A 20,398-nucleotide genomic window follows, 5' to 3' on the forward strand; every position below is an offset into this window, starting at 1 on the left:
TCAAAACGAAGGATCGAAGCTAAAAGTGCACCGATGGGCGCGGTCTGTATATTGAGGTGCGGTCCACAGGTGCAAAGCTGTGGCGTTACAAGTACCTTTATCAAGGCAAGCAAAAAACGCATTGCGCTTGGCGTATACCCGGATGTCGACCTCGCGGATGCTCGCCGGAAAAGCGACGAGGCGCGGACAAGTCTCGCAAACAACCGTGATCCGCTTGCTGAGCGGAAGCGCGAGAAATTAAATGCTGCCTATGCAGTTGCCAACACTTTCGGTGACATTGCCAAGGAATACATCGACAAAATGGTTGCTGAGGGACGGGCGGAGACGACGACCAAAGCCAACTGGATTCTGGAACAGCTGAAACCTATCGCCAGCTTTCCCATTAGCGACCTCAAGCCCCTTGACGTGCTCTCCGCATTGAAGCGACTTGAAGCACGAGGAAAACATGAGACTGCCCGTCGCTGCCGCTCGTTCGCCAGCCGGGTTTTCCGGTATGCTGTTGCGGCTGGCCGGGGTGAGACGGACCCCACGTCACTCCTTCGCGGGGCTTTGATCACTCCGAAGGCCAAGCATCACGGTACATTGCTTGATCCCGATGCCGTTGGAGAGTTGCTACGAGCCATAGAGGCGTACCCCGGCAACGCAATCACGCGCCTCGCAATGCAGATCGCGCCCCATGTGATGCCACGCGCTGGAGAACTCAGAAAGGCATCGTGGTCAGAGATCGACCTAGAAACCTCAATCTGGAAAATTCCTGCTGAACGCATGAAGATGCGCCGTCCCCATGCCGTGCCACTTTCCCGACAGGTGCTCCGGTACCTGAAAGAGCTTTATGCGGTCACCGGCCCCGTAGGCTTTCTCTTTCCAGCTTTCCATACTGCCCAAAGACCGCAGAGCGAAAATACGATCAATCAGGCATTTCGACGTATGGGTTATGCGGTGGGAGAGATAACGGAGCACGGACTCCGGACAACAGCCTCCACGCTGCTTAACGAAAGCGGGAAATGGAGTGCTGACGCAATCGAGCAATCACTTGCCCACGCTGACACGAACGCGATCAGAGGAATATACAATCGAGGCCGTTATTGGGACGAGAGGGTGGCGATGCATCAGTGGTGGAGCGACCATCTTGACGAGCTTCGTGCAGGAAGGCTCAGCTGAATATTGCACTCAACTGTGTTTCGGTGTGACCCAGACTTCGACAGGTGCGATGAACTTGCCCGGCGCGGGCTTGCCGACATGCACGCGGTCGGCGGTGACGCGTTCCCCGGTTTCGAGGTTGAATGTTACCCACGGCTTGGGCATCCGGCCGAAGGTCATCTTCTGGATGGGCTGGCCCGTAGCCGAGTTCATGATCGTTGCGATGATTGCCATGCCGCGCCGATAGCGGGTGCGCCCTCATCGTGTCCAGCGCAGGTCCCGGTCTATTCCGCCGGCAGGTCGTCGACATGAAAGAACATGGGGTTCTTCATCCATGCGCTGACGGCGGACTCGGGCCATCCGGTGCTGCCTGGACGGATTCACCGCCCGCTTTCAGGCTGCGCGCATCGGGCGGTGAACGGCCGACATGGGCGCGAAGCCGACATCATGCGTTCCGCTCTGCGGCCTCCATTTCGAACGCCCGTTTCCCCTTGCGCCGCCACAACGCGATGATCTCATCTTGCTGCTCACATTCGGCCTGCCGCACGAGCTCGAGCAGGGCACCGTAGATCGCCGCCCGGTCATCCTCGACCAGCACGTCGAGCCTGGCCTTCGATGAGCCCGCCAAGTTCGATGAGCCTGCGCGTCCGCTCACGGCGCTTCACCACCCAGTCTCGCGTATCAGCCCATGCCCGCCGCGCCTGCAGTCGATACCGCAGCACCTGCAACCTTCGCTCGGCGCGCAGTGCCCTTCGCAGCACCTGCCGGAGCGTGTTTCCCGCGCAGAAAGAACGCCGCGCCCGCAGTATGCCATTCTTCCCTCTGCACCATGTCGGTGGTCGCTGCGGCGTTGACCAGAACGCCGGCAAGCACGTCGATCCCAAGCGCATCGGCGTCGGTCGCCGTGACCAGTTGCCCAAGCTCTCGGAGCTTCCGATCCTGAAGCGCCTTCGCCTTGTCGGCGAGCAGCTTCATCTCGGCATCATAGTTACGGGGTCTGCGCATGGGATGGAGTCCTTTGGTTTGCGGTGATGTGCCCGACGCTACGAGTCGTTTTTGCTTGCCGTAAAGAGGCCGAACCTGTGTGAGACCGCCCGGCCCCCTCGCGAGATTCGATCTTGTGAGGGCGCGCTTATAGTCGTGCCGACGTGGCTTCAGGAGTGTAGATATCCTGCCGCCATGGCGATCTATCACTTCAGCGCGAAGGTCATCAGCCAGAGTGCCGGCGCAAGCGCAGTTGCGTCGGCCGCGTACCGCTCCGCCTCACGGCTCGACGATGCTCGCCTCGATCGCCATCACGATCACGAACAAGGCCGGCGTCATCCATTCGGAAGTCATGCTCCCCGAACATGCGCCCGAGCAGCTTCGGAATCGCGAAGTGCTCTGGAACGCTGTCGAGACGGCGGAGGTGCGCAAGGACGCGCAACTCGCCCGCGAGGTCGAGTTCGCGCTGCCAAGGGAACTGGAGCAGGCAGATGCGATCGAAGTGGCGCGCGACTTCGTGGCCCGCGAGTGCGTCGAGCGCGGTATGTGAGTCTGTGAAGGGAAGCTGAAGATTATATTCAACGATCATACTTCCAGCGCCGAAGATCGCTTAAGTCGTATCGTGGCATGGATACTGGATGATATAACGACCGAGAAAACGACGCGTGTTTGCCTGAGCTTTGGGCGATGTCGAACCATGATCCCTTCGTGAAAGAGCGGGTAGGCGAAGTCTATACGCACGAACGATCAGCGCTGAATAGGCTGATCGCGGAGATCAATCCGGCGCTAAGCCAAAAGGAACGAGAAAACTTGGCACTTTTTATTTCGGTCGCGGTGGAGGGGCAACCATTTTTGCCGGTCATAACAAGTGCTATCAACACGAGATGCCTGCACTCAAGCGTATTGCAATAAGGACTTTCCTCCACAGCGTCTCGACGTTGAGTCCTGATGAGATTTAGAGCTGAAAAGGTCGCACACCGCGCAGACCGAGAATTCCATGGCGATAGGTGGGTCGCTTGTGCAGTTCATACGCAACGCTATCAGATTCCTGCTCAGCTAAATGATGTCAACCCCGATTTTCCCGAAATGCTTGTTGGTTTGCTGATAGCGGAATGCCTCTCCGAGTTTGTCGAGCGGAAAGGACGAGTCGATTACTGGCCGTATTCCTGTGCGGTTGATGAAGTCCACCAGTTCCAGTTGATGCGCTCTGCTGCCAACCGCTAGCCCGGACAGGTGAATGTGATTCATGACTATTGCGGGGATGCCCATTGTCATGCTGACACCTGACAACACGCCAATCATCAGAATTTGCCCTCCCATGCGGCAGGCGGCAATCGATTGCGGCAATGTGTTCCCGCCGCCGATGTCCAATATGACATCAACGCCTTTGCCACCGGTGGCTGCACGAGCTGCCGCTGCCCAATCCGGCGTCGTACGGTAGTTGATCAGGTAGTCGGCTCCCATGGAGCGCAACCTGTCGAGCTTGGTGTCATCTGATGATGTGGCGATGACGGTCGCACCAATCGCCTTTGCGATCTGAAGCGCAAACATCGAGACGCCTCCCGAGCCCTGAACAAGTAGGGTATCGCCGGACTTCAGCTTGGCTGTTTCGGTCAATGCACGCCAGGCCGTCACACCCGCGCAGGGCAGGGTAGCCGCTTCCAGGGAGCTGTATCCCGCGGGAATGGGCGTTATGGCGGAACTGCTTAGGCTGACATAATCGGCGGCGAAGCCATCGACGGTTTCACCCGAAATCGCGCCATTCTTTTCCGGTGACGGCTCGCCATCGTGCCAGTGGGGGAAAAAGAGGCCCATGACATGGTCGCCGACCTTCATGCCGCGAACGTTGCTGCCCAGCGCCGCGATGGTGCCGGCCCCGTCTGAGAGCGGTATCCTTCCATTCGGCTGCGGTATCACACCCGTGACAACGAGATAGTCGTGGAAGTTCAGGGAGCTCGCCTCAACACGGAGTACGATATCATCTGCGCCCGGGCTGGGGACGGGGGCCTTCTGGACCTCAATGCTTGCCAGGGAGGCCGGCGACCCAATTCTTGCCGCACGCATTTCGCCGTTGCTCATGAGTCAATCTCCTAAACACATCAAGCGCCACCTCGGCCGTGAAACCTTCAGGTTCCCTCAAGCTGTGGTTGCCACATCAAGCAATGTTTCACTTACTTACCAAATGATAAGTACGCAAGCCTGATGGGTGCATCCTCATGGAAGCATCATTTTCCGGATTAATCGTAGCGTCTCCGTTCACGTGGGCACGATTGCACAGACGGGGAGAACCTTTTCAATGCTCGCAATTTTGTGAATTTCCTGTTCAGACGACAAGTGTAAAGTTGACAGACGTGCCGTTCTGGCTAGTCTGCTGCGCGTTATCTTTTGCAGTGGCCCAGCCGCAGGTCGCCCGAGATTGCATAATGAGGGAAAGGATTGTCGAGATGAGGCCCAAGCCGAGTGCAGCTACCGCGAACGCCGTTCCCTCCCTGGAGCCAGTCGCCGCGGGCCAAGAATACCATAAAAACCTGGGGTACGACATCAGGGAGGACGTCAACTACATCTATGACGAATTGGTCCGTCTGGGGCTGTCGCAATATGCATTGGAACTCGATGTAAAGGGTTTGACGGTCGTCCCCCCCGAGAAGATTGCCGGCGCCGCCTTCACAAGGCAGGTGCGCGATGCCGTGCTGCGAACGTATGAGCGTCGCCATGGAGAGACGCTTGATTTCGAAAATGCGGAAACTCTGGAAGCTGCCACGGTGACGCCATTTGGCAAGCACATGGCCTACATGCTTCTCGAAGATCCGATCTTTTCGGATCTCATGATGAACGAGACGCTGCTGGCGCTTGTAGGGTACCGGCTTGGGCGTAATTTTTCGATTTCCAACTGCCAGGCCCTCATCAAGGCCAAGGGCGGCAAGGCCCTGAAGCTTCATACGGACGAGCTTCTGGTTCCCCCGCCGTACTCCGCCAATGGAGGCGGCGCGAATGCCACCTACACGCTTACGGACTATACCGTTGATGATGGCGCTCTTCTTTATGTCCCAGGTTCGCATAAATACCGGCGCCTGCCTGTTGGCGACGAAGGTGCCGATAGCGTGGTTCCGGTCGAAGCGCCCGCCGGCTCCCTCATCCTGTGGGACGGGGCGACCTGGCATGGCGCGATGGCTCGCCAGAATCGCGGCTTGAGGCTCAACGTTATTCTTTATTTCATCAGGCCCCATCTCCGCCCGATGGAAGTATTTTTCGACAGGGTGGACCAGGAGACTCTCGATAAATACCCGCCGCGATACCGCGCGTTGATTGGCGAAAGCCTGAAATGGTGGTGGCGCGAGGAAGGCCCGCGCTTCGATTCACCCGACTGGTCGATGATTGGAACGACGGCGTACCGCTAGGATCGGCGCTTGATCACCTGCGGGGACGTGCGGATGCGCGTCCCCGCCCATACCCGACTTTCCGCAATTCTGATGGATCGGGGAATATAAGGCCGAGACCAACAGGCAAGCCTGCGCGGCGTACATGCTGATGTGCAGCGTGACCACACATCTCGATTTTCTGATTGCCGGAGGTCAGCCTCGCTTATGCAGGCTGTCATTCGGGCAGTATATATTCCCCATTGGTCACGAAGAATTTCTCGACCATTGCAGAACCATGACGCTCGATGTTGCGATAGAACGCGTCCATCGCGCTCTTGCCACCTTCCACATGCGGGTAGTCGCTTGAGAAGCATAGAACATCGCTTACGTCGTATCGGTCCAGATAGGTCGCGACATCCTCGAATGAGAATGGAGATACACGGATATTCTTTTTCACGAACGTAGACGGAAGCTGCATCAGGCGCTGTGAATGGGGCGAGAATGCCGTGAGGTTTCTATGCCAGATATCCATGGCCTCCATCATTGGCCCGACCCAGTGGGCACCGACCTCGCTGACGGCAACGCGCAGAGCCGGATGCCGAACAAATACGCCGCCGAGGATCATGGTGGTCACAAAATTCTGGGCGGGCAGATGGACGTTTGACAGGTACCAGGGGTCGGTGCTGAATTCGCCCAGCGACCGGTAACCCTCGAACGCAGGGGCATCACGCCAGGTGGACAGGGGTTCGAAATACTTGCCCTCTGTTCCAACATGCAGGGCGACGACACAGTTCGCCTCGGCCAGCCTCGCCCAAAGCGGATCGAGGTCCGGATGGGCCGGCGATCTGCCGGCCGGTGCCAGACTTGATGGAAACCAGATGGCCTTGATGCCGGCATTTATCATCTCGCCGGCCGCTTGCTGCAGTTCCGCAACGCTCTCGCCAACCAGCGGCGGGACCGGCCTTATGCGGTCGGAGCGTTTCACCTCTGCCATCATCCAGCGATTGTAGAGCTTGATCCAGGATTTCGCCTTTCGCGCCCGGTCCCCGCCGATCGTGTGAAGAAAAAGCGGATCGGCCTCACTCATCAGAAGGAGTGTCGCCCAGATGCCGACGCTGGTCGGATACATCAGCTGTCGTTTGATGCCCATGGCGTCCATCACATCCAGGCGGCGCGCGATATCGGTGGCGCCGGGCGCACGACATCCCTTCAGGTCACCGACAGACTCATCGATCTGAACAATGTCACCCGGATAATCAGGTATGTTGGAGGAGTTCTTGTCATGCGCGTCGGTGATGTCGGTGTTCATCAGCGCGTCGGCGAGTTCCTTGACCTCCGGCCCAAAGGTCGACTCCCAAAGCTGGGCCGGGATCATTTCGTGACTGTCGGTATCTGTGATCCGTCCGGCGAGGCTGCGCAGTGGACGCGGCAAGGCAATCGGGTCCAGCATGACATCACTCTCCGTATGATTTGAGCGCGCTGCGCTTCATGACGCCGCCGCGCGCTCAAACCGGGCTTCAGTATTTCAGGGCCAGGGCAGCTCCGATGACACGGGGTGCGCCCGCGCCGCCCCAGTCGCCGGTCGGACCTCCAAGTTCGTATGCGTTGGTGTAGTAGAACTTGTCTGTGAGGTTGCGTCCGAACACGCTCAGCGTGGCCATTTCCCCTGGGAACGTATAGGCGATCTGCGCGTCTACGAGCGCATAATTCGGCTGCACATTCCGATTGTCCGGGTCCCAATAGAATTTGTCGGTCCAGGACACATTCGTCGTGATCCTGATGGAACCATCATTGGAAAGCGGCAGGTTGTAGGCCAATCCCAGATTCCCAGAAAACTCCGGAGCGCGTGTCAGCCGATTCCCGTTTGCCAGTCCGGCTACGACGGCAGAATTTCCAAAGGGAGGATTGGGGTTTGGATAGTAAAATGGAGCCGCGACATATTTCAGGTACTTGGAGTCCAAGTGCGATGCGGAGAATGTCACGGAGAGACGGTCGCTGAGGAACGCCTCGCCATCGATATCGATACCGCGCGATCTCGCCTTTTCTGCGTTGGTGACGACGGTGACACCCGGCGACGGCGTCGTGAAAACCTGCGGATCCTTGATGTCATACCAGAACGCCGCGACGTTCAGCCTGAGGCGCCGGTCCAGAAGTTCGGATTTGAAGCCCGCCTCATACGCATCCAGCACTTCCGGTCGCGCGGGCTGCGAGCCCGCCGTAAAGGGGAGAAGCGCATATCCGCCGCCCTTGAAGCCCCTGCTCGCTGACGCGAAGAGGAGGATATTCGGCGCAACCTCGTAATCCAGCGCGCTGCGCCACGTGAGCTTTTCAAATTGCGTCCGATCGACGCCGGCGCTGCCTGGGATGACGATCTCCGTCACCGAAGGCACGAAGACACGCTGGTCGCCCTCGGCGCGTACCTTGTCCACAGTGTAACGCAGCCCGAGCGTAAGCTTGAGGGAATCGGTCAGCTCGTAAGCCCCTTGCGCGTATCCCGCATAGGACTTGATCGTCTGTTTCGCCCGGATCCCATACCCATTTCCGGCGCCGACCAGCGGCCCGTACACGAAGCCGGAAAACACCGCGGGATCATAGCCCTGAACCTGATGCATGTAGAAAAGACCGGCTGTCCAACTCAGCTTTCCGCCACCATTCGACACGAGCCGCAGCTCATTTATGGTGTCATTGCCATAGCCATCGAGGAGGACGTTGTTGGCCGGGAGAGGCGAGGCATCGAGATCAAGATAATACTCCTGCCGGTTCTTCCTGATTGCCAGCGTGTCGATCAGGGTCGCGAAGCCCAGATCCTGCTCGATCGTCGCGGAGCCGCCATACACCCGGTCGATCTGGAACGAGGGTCCATCGCTCTGGGCATCGCGCAGCCCGATCAGAGGCAGCGGCATTATTGATCCGTCCGCATAGCCTTGGCGATGATCAAAATAGTGCGAAGGCGACGCGATGTCGGTGCGACCGCGCGAATAATCGGCTTCGAGTTTCAACGTTGTCGTCGACGTGAGATTCGCCACCAGCTTGCCACGAGCTAGCCACTGCTTTTCCTTGCTCCAGTCGCCGCCCGTCGCGAAGTTGGTGCCCCAGCCATCGCTCTGATCACGGTAAAGGCCAGAAATATCAATCGCCACGCTTTCGCCAAGACCCGTGGCCATCGAGGCGCTGGCATCAACCGTTTCGTAGCTTTCGTAAGCAAATCGCCCATTGAGCTCGAGTTTCTGGCCCGGCTGCGGATCTCGCGTTATGACGTGAACGAGGCCTCCTGACGCGTTGCGTCCAAACAAGGTTCCCTGAGGCCCCTTCAGAACCTCCACGCGCGTGATGTTGTTCAATCGAAGCAGAACGGGCTGGACCCGGCTGAAATATACGCCGTCAATATAGACGGGAACGCTGGCCTCGTTTCCTACGGCTGCCACACTGCTGCCGACACCGCGAAGGAATGTCGTGACGGTCGATGAGTCGGTATTTATCTTCAGGGAAGGCACCACCTTACCCAAATCCAGACCTGAGCTGATGTTGTTCTGATTGAGCGTGTCGGCACCAAAGGCGCTGATCGAAATCGGAACCTTCTGAAGATTTTCCGCCCGCCGCTGTGCGGTCACCACGATTTCATCAAGCCCGGCAGGATTCTCGCCCGCGATTTCAGGCTGCGAAGAAGCGCCGCCTTGCTCCGCCGCATACGCGGGCTCCAGGATTGCAGGCCCGGAAATGCAGGCTGCGCCAATAAGGAATCCGAGCGCGGAATTTCTAGCGACCATGAAAGCCTCCCCCATATTTTAGACCAGCGCCTTTTTCCTGTCGGGCAATCTGGTTTGCGGCTTTTAGTGATGCCACACTACTTGTCATATGATCATTAAAAGATATCGTCAATGTAGAAATGCGATTTCCCATTGGGGATTCCAGGTGTGGCATCGCCGAGCCTTGGCCAGAGGAGGGTGGCGTATTGCGTGCGTAAGGTTCAGTGGGTCGCCGCGACCAGGGTGGCGGGGAGTGGTCCAACCCTGCACCGCACCCGCCTAAAACTTTATATACGATCAGTATTGGTTAATTCTGTTCCGGCGGAAGTGTGCCCATCCGCGCCCCAACACTCCGCTCTTCAAGAAACCGATAGACATGATCCTGCTTGTCCTTGCGGCCGCGCATCGTCCACTGTTGCACCAAGGGATCGTCCCACGAACTGCTTTTGGGCGCGCGTGTGTACCAGTCGAAAGAAACCTGCCGATGGGCGATTTTCCAATCGGCTTCCCGCCTCTCAAAGCGGTCAAAATAGCGCCCACCCATCAGGAGATCGATTTTCTCCCCATTCTCGTCGGAAATTCCGATTGTTGCCACGAAGAAGCTGCTTTCCGAATGCGCAATGTTGCCGTCGACTTCGATGATCGCATTGGTGATATAGTGCGTTACCGAGTCCACGGTGGCTACGAAGCTAACTACAAAATCGCAGAAATCATGTCCATTTCCGGAAAATATTCCATGCTCTTCCTGTGCGTCGGGGTGGTAGATCGATTTCATTATCTCCAGATCGCCGCGATCGCAGCCGCGCGCGTAGAGGTGCAGTTTTTTCATGATCTGAGATTCAGCGATGAAATTCCGAATTTCATTTTCGCTATTCATGCCGCTCTCTTCCCTTTTTCGATCTTCGCTCAACGATTGCGTGAGAAATTTTCGAAGACGCTATTTGTAAATTAGCCCGCCATCAATGGGAATGACTTGCCCAGTGATCCAGCGTGCCTCTTCAGACAGCAGGAACAAAATACCAGCGGCGATATCGTCGGGCTGACCCAGATCGGGTAGGCAGATGGCTGCGAGCATATCATCCTGATACTGCCTGGTCATGAGAGCAGAGCCTGTTTGGCTGAGAACCATGCCGGGAGCGATGCAGTTGCACCGAATATTTTGTCGTCCCCACGCACGCGCGACGTGGCGAGTCATGGCGTGGAGACCAATTTTGGATGCAGCGTAAGCAGGCCTTACCGCTTCTCCCAGCCAGGCCGCCGCCGATGAGATATTCACTATGGAACCACCATTTGCCTCGCGCAAATGCGGCACGACCTCTCGAATGATGATGCCTGTTCCAATGAGATTGACCTGCAGAACACTGGCCCACAAGGCGGCATCCATATCGGCTAGGTCACAGTCTCGCGACATGGTCGCCTGGGATAGATCCGCAGCCGCATTCACCACGCCATCAATGCGTCCGTGATCGCGTTTTGCCCTGTCGACAAGATCGATGATCGAAGCTTCATCAGCCAGATCGAACTGAACCGTTGTCAACTTCGTCTTGTCCGCGACATGCTCGGTTAACGCCGCGAGCGCGTCCTCATCGATGTCGGCCGCGACGACTTTGGCGCCCGATCGCACCAAACTGACAGTGGTGGCCTCTCCAATTCCGGACCCTGCGCCGGTAACAATGTAAGCATTGCCGTCCAGGTCCCGCATGGGCAGCCCTCCCCAGGTTTCTTTGCGTCTAGCCCTGCCTTCTGAAGTTTAGGGTCGCGCATAAACTTGTCAATTGATCATTAATGATAAGCGCAAAGTCCATCTATGCTGCCATGGCGGGTCTCCCTAACGCAAATCGCCGACCCCTAACCGCGTTGACTCGCGCCAGAAACCCGAATACTACTGACCATAAGACAAGTTTTTAATGCGTTCACAGATCCATCTCGATTTTGATCTGGTGTAGGCGCCCTGAATGGTATCGGAGCGAGAGTGTCATGATCGACGCGGTGGCGGGCAAAGTGGACGAAACGACCAATGCCGTTGCTATACGCCCTGTGAGGCTTGCCCATGTCGTGGTTCGTACAAATAATGTTTTAGAACTGGTCGAATGGTATACAGTCGTATTTCAAGCCGAATCCGTGTTCAATAACGGCTCTCTGGCATTTTTATACTTTGATGACGAGCATCATCGCATTGTGGTCGGCAAGATTCCAAATCTTGAAGAGCCAAACCATGAGGCTTCGGGGTTCGATCACGTCGCCTTCACGTATAAAACCATTGGCGACCTTCTTGAAACCTACGACCGCCTCAAAGCTCACGGTATAGAGCCATATTTCAAGATTGATCACGGCCCGACCACATCGCTTTACTACAAAGACCCGGATGGCAATCAGATCGAGCTACAGGTTGATAATTTCCAGACGCGGGAGGCGGCGCATCGGTATTTTCGTTCGCCGGCATTCGCGAAAAACCCGCTCGGCATCGAGATAGACCCTGATGTCCTGCTTGAACGATATCGGTTAGGCGAGGATATGGCCAACCTCTTGTCGTCCGGAACCAAAGGTTTCTGCTGATTCCAATCTATCCTGTGCGAGATGTTGTGCCCTGTTAGGTGGCGGCTCCACCACCTCCGGAGAATTCCTCCACCACAAGGTAGCGGAGGTCGGAAAGGTCCAGAAATTTCTGCATGTCTTCCATCAGCGCGCGGGCGATTTTCGGCTCCGACAATCCTGATCTGTTCGCTTCGAAGCTCGCCCGATCGGAAAACACGGCCTCGGTCACGACATCGAACTCGATACTGCCGATATTCAACGGATCATCGTGGCAAATGTAGTTGCGGCGATATTGCAGCATTGGCGGGATCGTGCCATCGCCGATGAGGCGGTCAGCGAGGTTCAGATGATCATTCTCGTAAGCCCGGATTAGTTCTTCACGGCTCATGCCGGAACGGCGCTTTCCGAAAACCACGATTTTGAACATATCATTCCCCTATCAGATTATCGCTTTGATCCAGGCGCGCGGCTTGCCCTTCTTATGAAGCCGCTGCCGCTGTCCCGCTCTGCCTCGGACACCTACCGCATGGCGCTGCCCCTCCGCAGAAACAATCTTGATCTTATGAACAGTAAGAAGTAGCGTTTTGTCAACAGGGGGCTGGACGAGGGCAGGCCAGAAATGTCGCATCGAAATGGCGACATCGTTCGTTCCGATTTGGGGAGATGCAATGAAACTGGTGCGATTTTCGCAGGGGGGTGGCGCGCAGAGGCTGGGCCTGACCGATGGCTCGGCGATTGCGCCGCTTTCAAATTGGGGAATAGATACGGGCAGTATGATCGACGTCATCGAGCGCTGGAGTGAACTCAAGGCGCAGTTGGCGGAGATCAGCGAATTCACGCTGCCATTGGACGACGTTCGGCTGCATGCGCCGATTGCCCGCCCGAACAAGGTTCTCGGGATAGGTCTTAATTACGCCGAACATGCGGCGGAGGGAGGCATGCAGCCGCCCAGCGAACAGATGTGGTTCGCCAAGCCCGCGACGGCTGTGAACGGCCCTTTCGATGACATCAAGCGCCCGGTCGTGTCCGATCAGCTCGACTATGAAGTCGAACTCGTCGTCATCATTGGCAAACGCTGCCGCCATCTGAGCCGGGAAGATGCAGCGAACGCGATATTCGGCTATTGTGTGGGCAACGACGTCAGCGTCCGTGACTGGCAGTTGAAGACGAGCCAGGTCTTTCTGGGCAAAGCGTTCGACGGCCATGCGCCCTTCGGCCCATGGATCACTACTGCAGATTGCTTCGATCCAGCAGATGCGGGAATTCACAGCTTTGTAAATGATCAGCAACGTCAATCGTCACGCACCAGCCGGATGGTGTTCGATTGCGCGGCGCAAGTGGCGCTCTTGAGTCAGGTTATGACGATTGAGCCGGGGGACGTGATATTCACCGGCACGCCAAGTGGCGTGGGGGGCCTTATGAACCCGCCCACGTGGCTCGTTCCCGGCGACGTGGTGCGCGCCGAAGTCGAGGGCTTGGGATACATTCAGAACACCATCGTCGCCGAGAAAATCGGCGAGGTGGTCAGTCAAGGTCAGAACGGATGATCGTGGAAATTCCCGTAATGATCGCAGGGGGCGGGCCGGTGGGCATGACCCTTGCGCTTGAGCTGGCGCGCCACGGCGTGCGCTCGATCCTCGTGGAGAGAAACACCCATACGACGCGCCATCCTAAAATGGACCTGACCAACGGGCGTAGCATGGAATTGTACCGTCGCCTTGGCCTGAGCGACCGCCTGCGGGCGGTCGGCGTGCCCGAGGAAAATCCCTGGCCAATCATCTGGTGCACAGCGCCGAATGGCGAGGAACTCGCCCGCTTCGATTATCCCTGTGCCGCCGAGCAGCGAAACGCCACGGCGCTGCTCAACAACGGGTCGGGAACCGCAGAGCCGGGGATGCGCATTTCGCAAATCGTGCTCGAACCCGTGCTGAAAAAGGCGATCGAAGAAAATCCGCTCGTCGATGCCCGCTTTGGCTGGATGTTTGAGACGTTGCAGCAAGAGGCGGACGGCGTCGTTACGACGATCAAGCAGACCGATGGTGAACAGCGTGCATCCATCAGGTCGGACTATTTGATCGGCTGCGATGGCGGTGGCAGCCGCGTTCGCCGGGCCGTGGGCATCGAGCTTGAGGGCAACCACGACGTCGCTCGCATAATGATGATCCATTTCCGCTCGGATGCGCGGGAGATTCTCGCGCGCTTCGGCATCGCGTGGCACCTCCAGAATCACGCGGGCAGCCTCGTCGCGCAGGATGATCGCGACACGTGGACAGCGCATCTTCCTCTCTTGCCGGGAACCGACGAGACGACGCTGGATGCCGAGGCGATGATCAGGGAATTCGTGGGACAGGATTTTCCATTCGAGATCCTCATGGCGAATCCGTGGACTCCGCGGCTGGTGATCGCGGAGCGCTATATCGCAGATCGCGTCATTCTGGCGGGAGATGCCGCCCACCAGGTGATTCCAACGGGCGGCTATGGCATGAACACGGGCGTCGGCGATGCCGTCGACCTTGGCTGGAAGCTTGCGGCAACCATCAAGGGCTGGGGCGGCGACGCGCTGCTCAAGAGCTACGAGAGCGAACGCATGGCGGTCGCGGTGCAGAACCGGCAAGCGTCCGAGCGGCACTTCGCGGTCCGTATGGCTATTCTCGATTTATACGTCAACGCCATGACGGAAGGGGAGCTTGACGCGGCCGGACCAGAGGGAGCGGCTCGACGTTCCGCGCTGAGCGAGAGCATCAAGACTCTCGGGAACGCGGAAAATGAAAGCTGGGGAATTGAGCACGGTTACCGTTATCCCGCTTCCGCAATTCTGGCGGTCGACGCGGGGCCACCGCCAACCTTCGATCCTCTGCGCTGCATACCGACGACCTATCCCGGCGCGAGATTGCCCCATATCCTGCTGAGTGACAGCACGCCGTTGCTCGACAAGCTGGGGCCGGCGTTCAGCGTCATCGCGGTCCGTGGCGGAAATGCGAGACCGTTTGTAGAGGCAGCAGACGAGCTCGGCATTCCACTGACCGTGGCCGAACTTCCTGACCAGGCGGCTCTTCATGTGATCGATCGCAGGCTTCTGCTCGTCCGTCCCGACGGACATATCGCTTGGCGGGGAGATGACGTGGGTGATGCCCGGTCCGTTCTCACGCGCGCGTCTGGGCGCATATCGCAGAATCAGACGTCAACGGCCGAGGCAGCCTGATGAAGCATCACGACCCGGCCGGCGCGGATACCAAATCCGCATGCACAGATCTCGTCCTTGGCTTTGCGTATCTCGTGGATCAGCGCCGTTATGACGAACTCTGTAATTTGTTCGTGCCCGACGGTGTGTTCGAGCGTCCGGGACTTAGGGCAGAAGGGCACGAGAACATTCTGGCCTTCCTGAATGCCCGGCCCGTGGCGATCGAGACACGCCACGTGTGTGCGCCACCCTTCTTCGAACAAATCGGAAAGGATCGAGCGCGAGCGGTCACCTATGTGAACATGTTTCAGGGGCCTGCCAAGGACGACAGCACGCCGATAGACATCGCCGGAATCGCTGGGGTGGTGGAGTTCCATCAGACATTCACCCACACGGGCGATGGCTGGCGCATCGCACACCACGAAAGTCGGGTCGCCATGGTCACGACGCGATGACTGTCAACGAAGGGGACGTGCTGTGGACGCCCGACCCTTCGTGGGTCGAGCGAACGCAAATGAACGAATTTATTCGCTGGCTCGAATGCGAACGCGGCCAGACACTGGCCGACGATGAAGCGCTATGGCGCTGGTCGGCATCTTCGATCGAGGAGTTCTGGGCGGTACTCTGGGACTATTTCGAGATCATCAGCGATGGCAGTTATGAGAAGGTCCTCACCGGGCCTGACATCATGAACACGCGCTGGTTCGTGGGTGCGCGCCTTAATTACGCCGAGCACGTCCTCCGCCGCGAGGGGGAAGCAGCGCCCGACGAGGTCGCGCTTCATCACAGCAGTGAGATTCGACCGGCTTCGACGACAAGCTGGCAGGAACTGGGGCGGCAAGTTCGCGCTACGGCGACGAGGCTGAGAGCCCTTGGCGTGCGGCCCGGCCAGCGGGTGGTCTCCTACATGCCGAACGTGCCCGAGACCGTTATTGCCATGCTTGCAGCGACGGCGATTGGTGCAGTCTGGTCGAGTGCCTCGCCGGAGTTCGGCGCAGAAGCCGTACTTTCACGGTTCCAGCAGATCGAGCCGACTATCCTGCTCGTCGGCGATGGCTACAGCTTTGCCGGCAAGCGCTTTGATCGTCGCGAGCAGGTTGAGATCATCACAGCCGGCCTGCCAAGTTTGCGGCATATTATCTGGCTGCCCTATCTTGGCCTTGAAGCTCCCGTGCTTGCGCAGCCCGTTCATCTCTGGGCGTCAGTTGTGGAGGGACCTTCCCCTTCGCGGCAGGACTTTCGTTTCGAGCGTCTGCCTGCAAATCATCCGCTTTGGGTGCTCTATTCTTCTGGCACGACGGGGCTGCCCAAGGCGATTACCCACAGCCATGTAGGGATGACGCTGGACCAACTGAAATCCACGCGCCTCCATCTCGATCTGCGACCTGGTCAATCCATGTTCTTCTACACGACCACAGGCTGGATGATGTGGAATTTCGTCGTGGGCACGTTGCTGGCCGGTGCGTCCGCTGTCCTCTACGATGGCAGCCCGACCTGGCCATCGATCGATGCATTGTGGGACCTGACGGCCCGGAGCGGTACGACGATGGCGGGGGCGAGCCCCACGCTGGTTGCGATGATGGAAAATGGCGGTATCAAACCAAGCGAAACGCATGACCTGTCGCGCTTGAAGGCGGTTGTTCTCGGCGGAGCCCCGTCGACTCCCGCCACTTTCGAGTGGCTATATGCCAATGTGAAGCAAGACCTCCGGGTGATCAACACATCGGGCGGAACCGACATGTGCGGTGCGCTGGTTGGTGCCATGCCATCACGGCCGGTCCGCGCGGCGGAGATGCAGGGGCGCATGCTGGGAATGGCGGTTGAAGCCTGGAGCGATTCGGGCGAAGCTCTGACCGATCGGGTTGGCGAACTGGTCGTCACGCGTCCCTTTCCTGCCATGCCGCTCTTTTTTTGGGGCGACTTCAACAACGTGCGGTTCAAGGAAGCGTATTTCAGCGATTTTCCGGGCGTCTGGCGGCACGGCGATTATATCAAGATCACAGAGGCTGGCGGCTGCTTCATCTATGGGCGCTCCGACGCCACGCTCAATCGATACGGGGTCAGGATCGGCACTTCGGAGGTGTACGCTATTCTGAAAGAGCTCCCGAGGGTCTCGGATAGCCTGATCGTCTGTTGTGAAACTCACGATGGAGGCTTCTATATGCCTCTTTTCGTGAGCCTCAAGGACGGCGATCAGCTTGATGCCGAGCTGATTGCGCAGATCAACAAGGCGCTTCAGGAACGCGGCAGCCCGCGCCATGTACCAGATCTCATAGTTCAGGCCCCGGCAATTCCTTACACGAGGACCGGCAAGAAAATGGAGATTCCCGTCCGAAAGCTGCTGATGGGCGCTCCGGTCGCAACTGTCATGAACCGCGACGGTATGGCTGATGGTTCTACGGTGGATTGGTATACCTCTTTTGCAGCGCGTCCTGAAATACGCGCTCGCTTTAATCGTGACGCGTTTGCAGCTTAGGGCTTTTCTTAGTCAGTTTGACTGATAGGGAGGAGGCCTCTACCTAATTGAGTGAACGATCTCTATGTCCGAGGCGAAGTTGACAGACGTTGATCCGAGCTCCCCGGAGGGCGGTGCCAAGCCCGTGAAGGGGCCTGCAAAGCGCCGAAACAAGCGTCAGCCGGATGAAGTTCTCGCAAACGTGATGGCGGCCGCGACGGCCGCCTTTACCCGCGATGGGTTCAAGGGTGCCCGCATGCGTTCGATCGCGGCTGACGCCGGCATCACGATCCAGCTCCTCATTTATCATGTGAAGACAAAGGAGCGGCTCTGGGAACTGGTCATGGAGAGGATCCTCACCGAGTACCAGCAGTTCCATCAGAGCCGGGCGGAAACGATCGGCGCAACCAGTGCGGCCGAACGCCTTCGGCAACTGATCTCCGATATCGTCCTGTTTCAATCGAAACACCCGGAACTCCATCGCATCATGACGCAGGAAGGCATGCAGCCTTCGCCCCGGCTTTCCTGGCTCAGCGAACGCTTCACACGCGCCAACTACGACGAATTCCTGGATGTCGCAGGTCAGGCCCAACGAGAGGGCGCCATCAGGGCCGATCTCGGACTTCCCCGGCTGTGGTACGCCATCATCGGCATTGCCGCGGTGCCATTTTCGGTAGCGGCCGAGTACGAATATCTTACGGGTAAAAACCCCTTCTCGGCAGGCGAAATCAAGAGATCGATCGAACTTATCGAACACATGGTCTTCGGCGGTTAGCAGGAAGCGACTTCTCGACGTTCTAGCTTCCCGCGGCGCTCACAGTCACAGGGATGCCGCTCTGCCAGGGCATGAAATTGATGCTCTCGCGTATATCCGGCGACACCAGGTGTCCGCTAAAAGTGCCGAGGAGGCTTAGCGGATCTTCATTCTGGTCGACTTTCCCCCAACCATGTGTGATTGAAACGACACCGCGCGCCAAGCCTTTGTCCTGTTTCACATATCCAATGACGGATCCGTGCGAGGAGGTGATCCTGACCGCATCACCGCCATTCAGACCCTCAGCCGCCATGTCTTCCGGGTTCATGAAAGTGGGATTGATCCGGTAGCGTTGCCGCGTTTGGCTCGCCTCGACAAACGCGCTGTTCAACGTGTCCAGCATCCGGCGAACCGTCAGCCGGTAGCCGCCTTGCGTTATACCGCCCTGCTCAAAGACAGCCGCTATTTCATCGGCGACGTCCGTCGGGCAGAGATCGAGGCGCGCGCCGTCGTCTTCCTTAGGGGCCTTGATGACAGGTAGATCGGCTTCGATGAGAATGCCTTGCTCGCTGTCTCGAAGCGCCTCGTAAGTAAGCTTGCCCTGAGAAACCATCCACCGCACAGCGTCTTCCGTGCTGGGCGGGGCGTCGCCGCCGAACTCGATCCCGATTGCGGGCGCGGCGGCATAATCCACACCATAGCTCGGCTTGCGCACCATCAGCTTTTGACCGAGCCGGCGCGCCAGGCCCCAGAACACCTCCAGATCGCTCACGACCCCCTCGGGTCTCTTCAGTATCGGTTCCGTGATCCGTGCGTAGCTGTGGGACAAAATGGAATCGTGAAATGCAGTGCAATCATAGCGTTCGTACATCAGATCGGTTGCAATCACGAAATCTGCATGCTCGGCCGTATCATTCATGCGCGGACCGATACTGACCAGAAGGTCTAGCTTGTCCAAGGCTTCGAGCATGCGCTCCGAACCACACACAGCCTTCGCCGGGTTGCCCCCGACGACGATAAGCGCGCGCAGACGATCTGGACCCTCGGCCAGAATTTCGTCCGCCAGAAGGCCCGACGGATACTCACCGAACAGAGGGCCTATATCTGCGCTATGGCATTTCACGCCGCGTTCCCAGCTGCGCGAGGGCGGGACGACCTGCTCCGTTTGCGCACCGGCACCGGAAAGAAGGCCCGTATTGTAGACAAAGTCCCCCGCCTGCCGATACCCGCCACAGATCGCATTGAAGGCTTCGCAAAGATGTTCCGAGACGTTGGAGTGGGGGCTCATATTTGGCCCCGTTCCGGTGACGGCGGATTTGCGCCTGGCGGCTGCGAATAATCTTGCAACCTCGACGATCTGTTCGGAGGCGATTCCGGTGCGGGCCCTTACGATATCCAGCGAAAATGGCTCGACCGCCGCACGCAAAGCCTCCAAGCCTGCCACATACCGATCGCAGAAGGCGCGGTTCTCCCATCCGTTTTCCAGCACAACACGGATCAGCCCGGCGAAGAATGCGGCATCTTCGCCAGGGCGAATCGAGACGTGCGTGTCTGCCAGCGTGGCCGTTTCCGTCACGCGCGGATCGACAGTGATTAGCTTCAGCCCGCGCGCGATCCCTTGGCGTAACCACTTTACGGGATTCATTGTCGGCATGCCGAACGTAAAGTGAGAAACGGCGGGATTCGTGCCTGCCAAAAGAAGCACGTCCGCATCCAGAAAATTGTATTTTGCGGTCGCGAAGAATCCCATTCGCCCCATGGTGACCCACTTCGCGGACTGGTCGACCGTCATGCTTGAGTAAATGAAGGGCGAGCCCAGCATGCTGAACCAGTCCTTCATCGCGGCCGCGCCCACGGCATTCTGATTGATGCCTGTACCAAAGTACAAGGCCACCGAGTGCGGGCCGTACTTCTCGATTAATTGCGAGAGGCGCAGATGGACCGCGTCGAGCGCGTCGTCGGTATCGGCAGGGGCCAGATCGCCCTTCCCATCGCGCTTCAATGACGTGAAAAGGCGATCGTCTCCATTGTGAAGTGCCTGGGCTTTCGATCCCTTGATGCAAAAATAGCCGCTCGTCATCGGATTATCCCGGTCACCCCGGATGGCGACGATCCGGTTGTCCTCAACCTCGACCTTGACGGCGCAAAGGGAGGAGCAGACCCTGCAAAACGTCCTGTGGCTCTCTTTCATCGCGGTTTCCCTCTACAGCAGCCGTTGGCCTTGCCGTGGCATGAGATGGCGGT

Annotated in this window: 18 protein-coding genes and 1 pseudogene; 9 read left to right on the plus strand and 10 right to left on the minus strand. The window is 58.2% G+C overall.

Annotated features, from left to right (window positions below):
* The first annotated feature begins 69 nt into the window (after positions 1-69).
* Entirely contained in the window at positions 70-1,161 is a 1,092-nt protein-coding gene (locus tag ACFQ00_RS02950; protein WP_381485981.1) for a tyrosine-type recombinase/integrase, read from the plus strand.
* A 9-nt stretch (positions 1,162-1,170) separates the two neighbouring features.
* Here ACFQ00_RS02950 and ACFQ00_RS02955 read toward each other — a convergent pair whose 3' ends face one another.
* The 3 genes from ACFQ00_RS02955 to ACFQ00_RS02965 form a co-directional block, all read right to left on the minus strand.
* On the minus strand, positions 1,171-1,374 hold the full coding sequence (locus ACFQ00_RS02955) for a hypothetical protein (RefSeq protein ID WP_381485984.1): 204 nt from the start codon (positions 1,372-1,374) through the stop codon (positions 1,171-1,173).
* 211 nt (positions 1,375-1,585) lie between these two features.
* Positions 1,586-1,795, minus strand: a complete 210-nt coding sequence (gene traD / locus ACFQ00_RS02960) for a conjugal transfer protein TraD (RefSeq protein WP_381485987.1) — start codon at positions 1,793-1,795, stop codon at positions 1,586-1,588.
* A gap of 26 nt (positions 1,796-1,821) precedes the next feature.
* Entirely contained in the window at positions 1,822-2,145 is a 324-nt protein-coding gene (locus ACFQ00_RS02965) for a conjugal transfer protein TraD (RefSeq protein ID WP_381485990.1), read from the minus strand.
* A gap of 174 nt (positions 2,146-2,319) precedes the next feature.
* On the opposite strand from ACFQ00_RS02965, the pseudogene ACFQ00_RS02970 reads away from it, so the two are divergent.
* Positions 2,320-2,671, plus strand: a pseudogene (locus tag ACFQ00_RS02970) (MobA/MobL family protein); the annotation flags it as partial.
* A gap of 509 nt (positions 2,672-3,180) precedes the next feature.
* Here the strand turns inward: ACFQ00_RS02970 and ACFQ00_RS02975 are convergent.
* A complete protein-coding gene (locus tag ACFQ00_RS02975) occupies positions 3,181-4,203 on the minus strand; it encodes a zinc-dependent alcohol dehydrogenase family protein (RefSeq protein ID WP_381485993.1) in 1,023 nt (340 codons plus the stop codon).
* A gap of 365 nt (positions 4,204-4,568) precedes the next feature.
* On the opposite strand from ACFQ00_RS02975, the gene ACFQ00_RS02980 reads away from it, so the two are divergent.
* The gene (locus ACFQ00_RS02980) at positions 4,569-5,522 is read left to right on the plus strand and encodes a phytanoyl-CoA dioxygenase family protein (protein WP_381485996.1); all 954 of its coding nucleotides are present in this window, start codon (positions 4,569-4,571) and stop codon (positions 5,520-5,522) included.
* Positions 5,523-5,718: 196 nt separating this feature from the next.
* Here the strand turns inward: ACFQ00_RS02980 and ACFQ00_RS02985 are convergent, their stop codons facing one another.
* The 4 genes from ACFQ00_RS02985 to ACFQ00_RS03000 all read right to left on the minus strand — a co-directional run bounded on the left by ACFQ00_RS02985 (position 5,719) and on the right by ACFQ00_RS03000 (position 10,931).
* Complete coding sequence (locus tag ACFQ00_RS02985) at positions 5,719-6,933, minus strand: amidohydrolase family protein (protein WP_381485999.1); 1,215 nt, start codon at positions 6,931-6,933, stop codon at positions 5,719-5,721.
* Positions 6,934-7,000: 67 nt separating this feature from the next.
* Entirely contained in the window at positions 7,001-9,250 is a 2,250-nt protein-coding gene (locus ACFQ00_RS02990) for a TonB-dependent receptor (protein ID WP_381486002.1), read from the minus strand.
* A gap of 286 nt (positions 9,251-9,536) precedes the next feature.
* Positions 9,537-10,106, minus strand: a complete 570-nt coding sequence (locus ACFQ00_RS02995) for a nuclear transport factor 2 family protein (protein ID WP_381486005.1) — start codon at positions 10,104-10,106, stop codon at positions 9,537-9,539.
* A gap of 60 nt (positions 10,107-10,166) precedes the next feature.
* Complete coding sequence (locus ACFQ00_RS03000; protein WP_381486008.1) at positions 10,167-10,931, minus strand: SDR family NAD(P)-dependent oxidoreductase; 765 nt, start codon at positions 10,929-10,931, stop codon at positions 10,167-10,169.
* Positions 10,932-11,206: 275 nt separating this feature from the next.
* Here ACFQ00_RS03000 and ACFQ00_RS03005 point away from each other — a divergent pair, with 275 nt between their 5' ends.
* A complete protein-coding gene (locus ACFQ00_RS03005; RefSeq protein WP_381486010.1) occupies positions 11,207-11,785 on the plus strand; it encodes a VOC family protein in 579 nt (192 codons plus the stop codon).
* Between the two features lie 34 nt (positions 11,786-11,819).
* On the opposite strand, the gene ACFQ00_RS03010 is transcribed toward ACFQ00_RS03005, so the two are convergent.
* Positions 11,820-12,191, minus strand: a complete 372-nt coding sequence (locus ACFQ00_RS03010; protein ID WP_381486013.1) for an EthD domain-containing protein — start codon at positions 12,189-12,191, stop codon at positions 11,820-11,822.
* A 241-nt stretch (positions 12,192-12,432) separates the two neighbouring features.
* On the opposite strand from ACFQ00_RS03010, the gene ACFQ00_RS03015 reads away from it, so the two are divergent.
* The 5 genes from ACFQ00_RS03015 (at position 12,433) to ACFQ00_RS03035 (ending at position 18,175) form a co-directional block, all read left to right on the plus strand.
* The gene (locus ACFQ00_RS03015; RefSeq protein ID WP_381486016.1) at positions 12,433-13,311 is read left to right on the plus strand and encodes a fumarylacetoacetate hydrolase family protein; all 879 of its coding nucleotides are present in this window, start codon (positions 12,433-12,435) and stop codon (positions 13,309-13,311) included.
* A complete protein-coding gene (locus ACFQ00_RS03020) occupies positions 13,308-14,966 on the plus strand; it encodes an FAD-dependent monooxygenase (RefSeq protein WP_381486018.1) in 1,659 nt (552 codons plus the stop codon). The genes ACFQ00_RS03015 and ACFQ00_RS03020 overlap by 4 nt, the downstream gene beginning before the upstream one ends.
* On the plus strand, positions 14,966-15,400 hold the full coding sequence (locus ACFQ00_RS03025; protein ID WP_381486021.1) for a nuclear transport factor 2 family protein: 435 nt from the start codon (positions 14,966-14,968) through the stop codon (positions 15,398-15,400). The genes ACFQ00_RS03020 and ACFQ00_RS03025 overlap by 1 nt, the downstream gene beginning before the upstream one ends.
* Entirely contained in the window at positions 15,397-17,421 is a 2,025-nt protein-coding gene (locus ACFQ00_RS03030; RefSeq protein ID WP_381486024.1) for an acetoacetate--CoA ligase, read from the plus strand. The genes ACFQ00_RS03025 and ACFQ00_RS03030 overlap by 4 nt, the downstream gene beginning before the upstream one ends.
* Positions 17,422-17,485: 64 nt before the next feature.
* Entirely contained in the window at positions 17,486-18,175 is a 690-nt protein-coding gene (locus ACFQ00_RS03035; RefSeq protein WP_381486027.1) for a TetR/AcrR family transcriptional regulator, read from the plus strand.
* 22 nt (positions 18,176-18,197) lie between these two features.
* Here ACFQ00_RS03035 and ACFQ00_RS03040 read toward each other — a convergent pair whose 3' ends face one another.
* Entirely contained in the window at positions 18,198-20,345 is a 2,148-nt protein-coding gene (locus tag ACFQ00_RS03040; RefSeq protein ID WP_381486029.1) for a molybdopterin-containing oxidoreductase family protein, read from the minus strand.
* Between the last annotated feature and the right edge of the window lie 53 nt (positions 20,346-20,398).

The sequence above is a fragment of the Sphingosinicella xenopeptidilytica genome, assembly GCF_042676985.1.
Taxonomy (GTDB): Bacteria; Pseudomonadota; Alphaproteobacteria; order Sphingomonadales; family Sphingomonadaceae; genus Sphingosinicella; species Sphingosinicella xenopeptidilytica.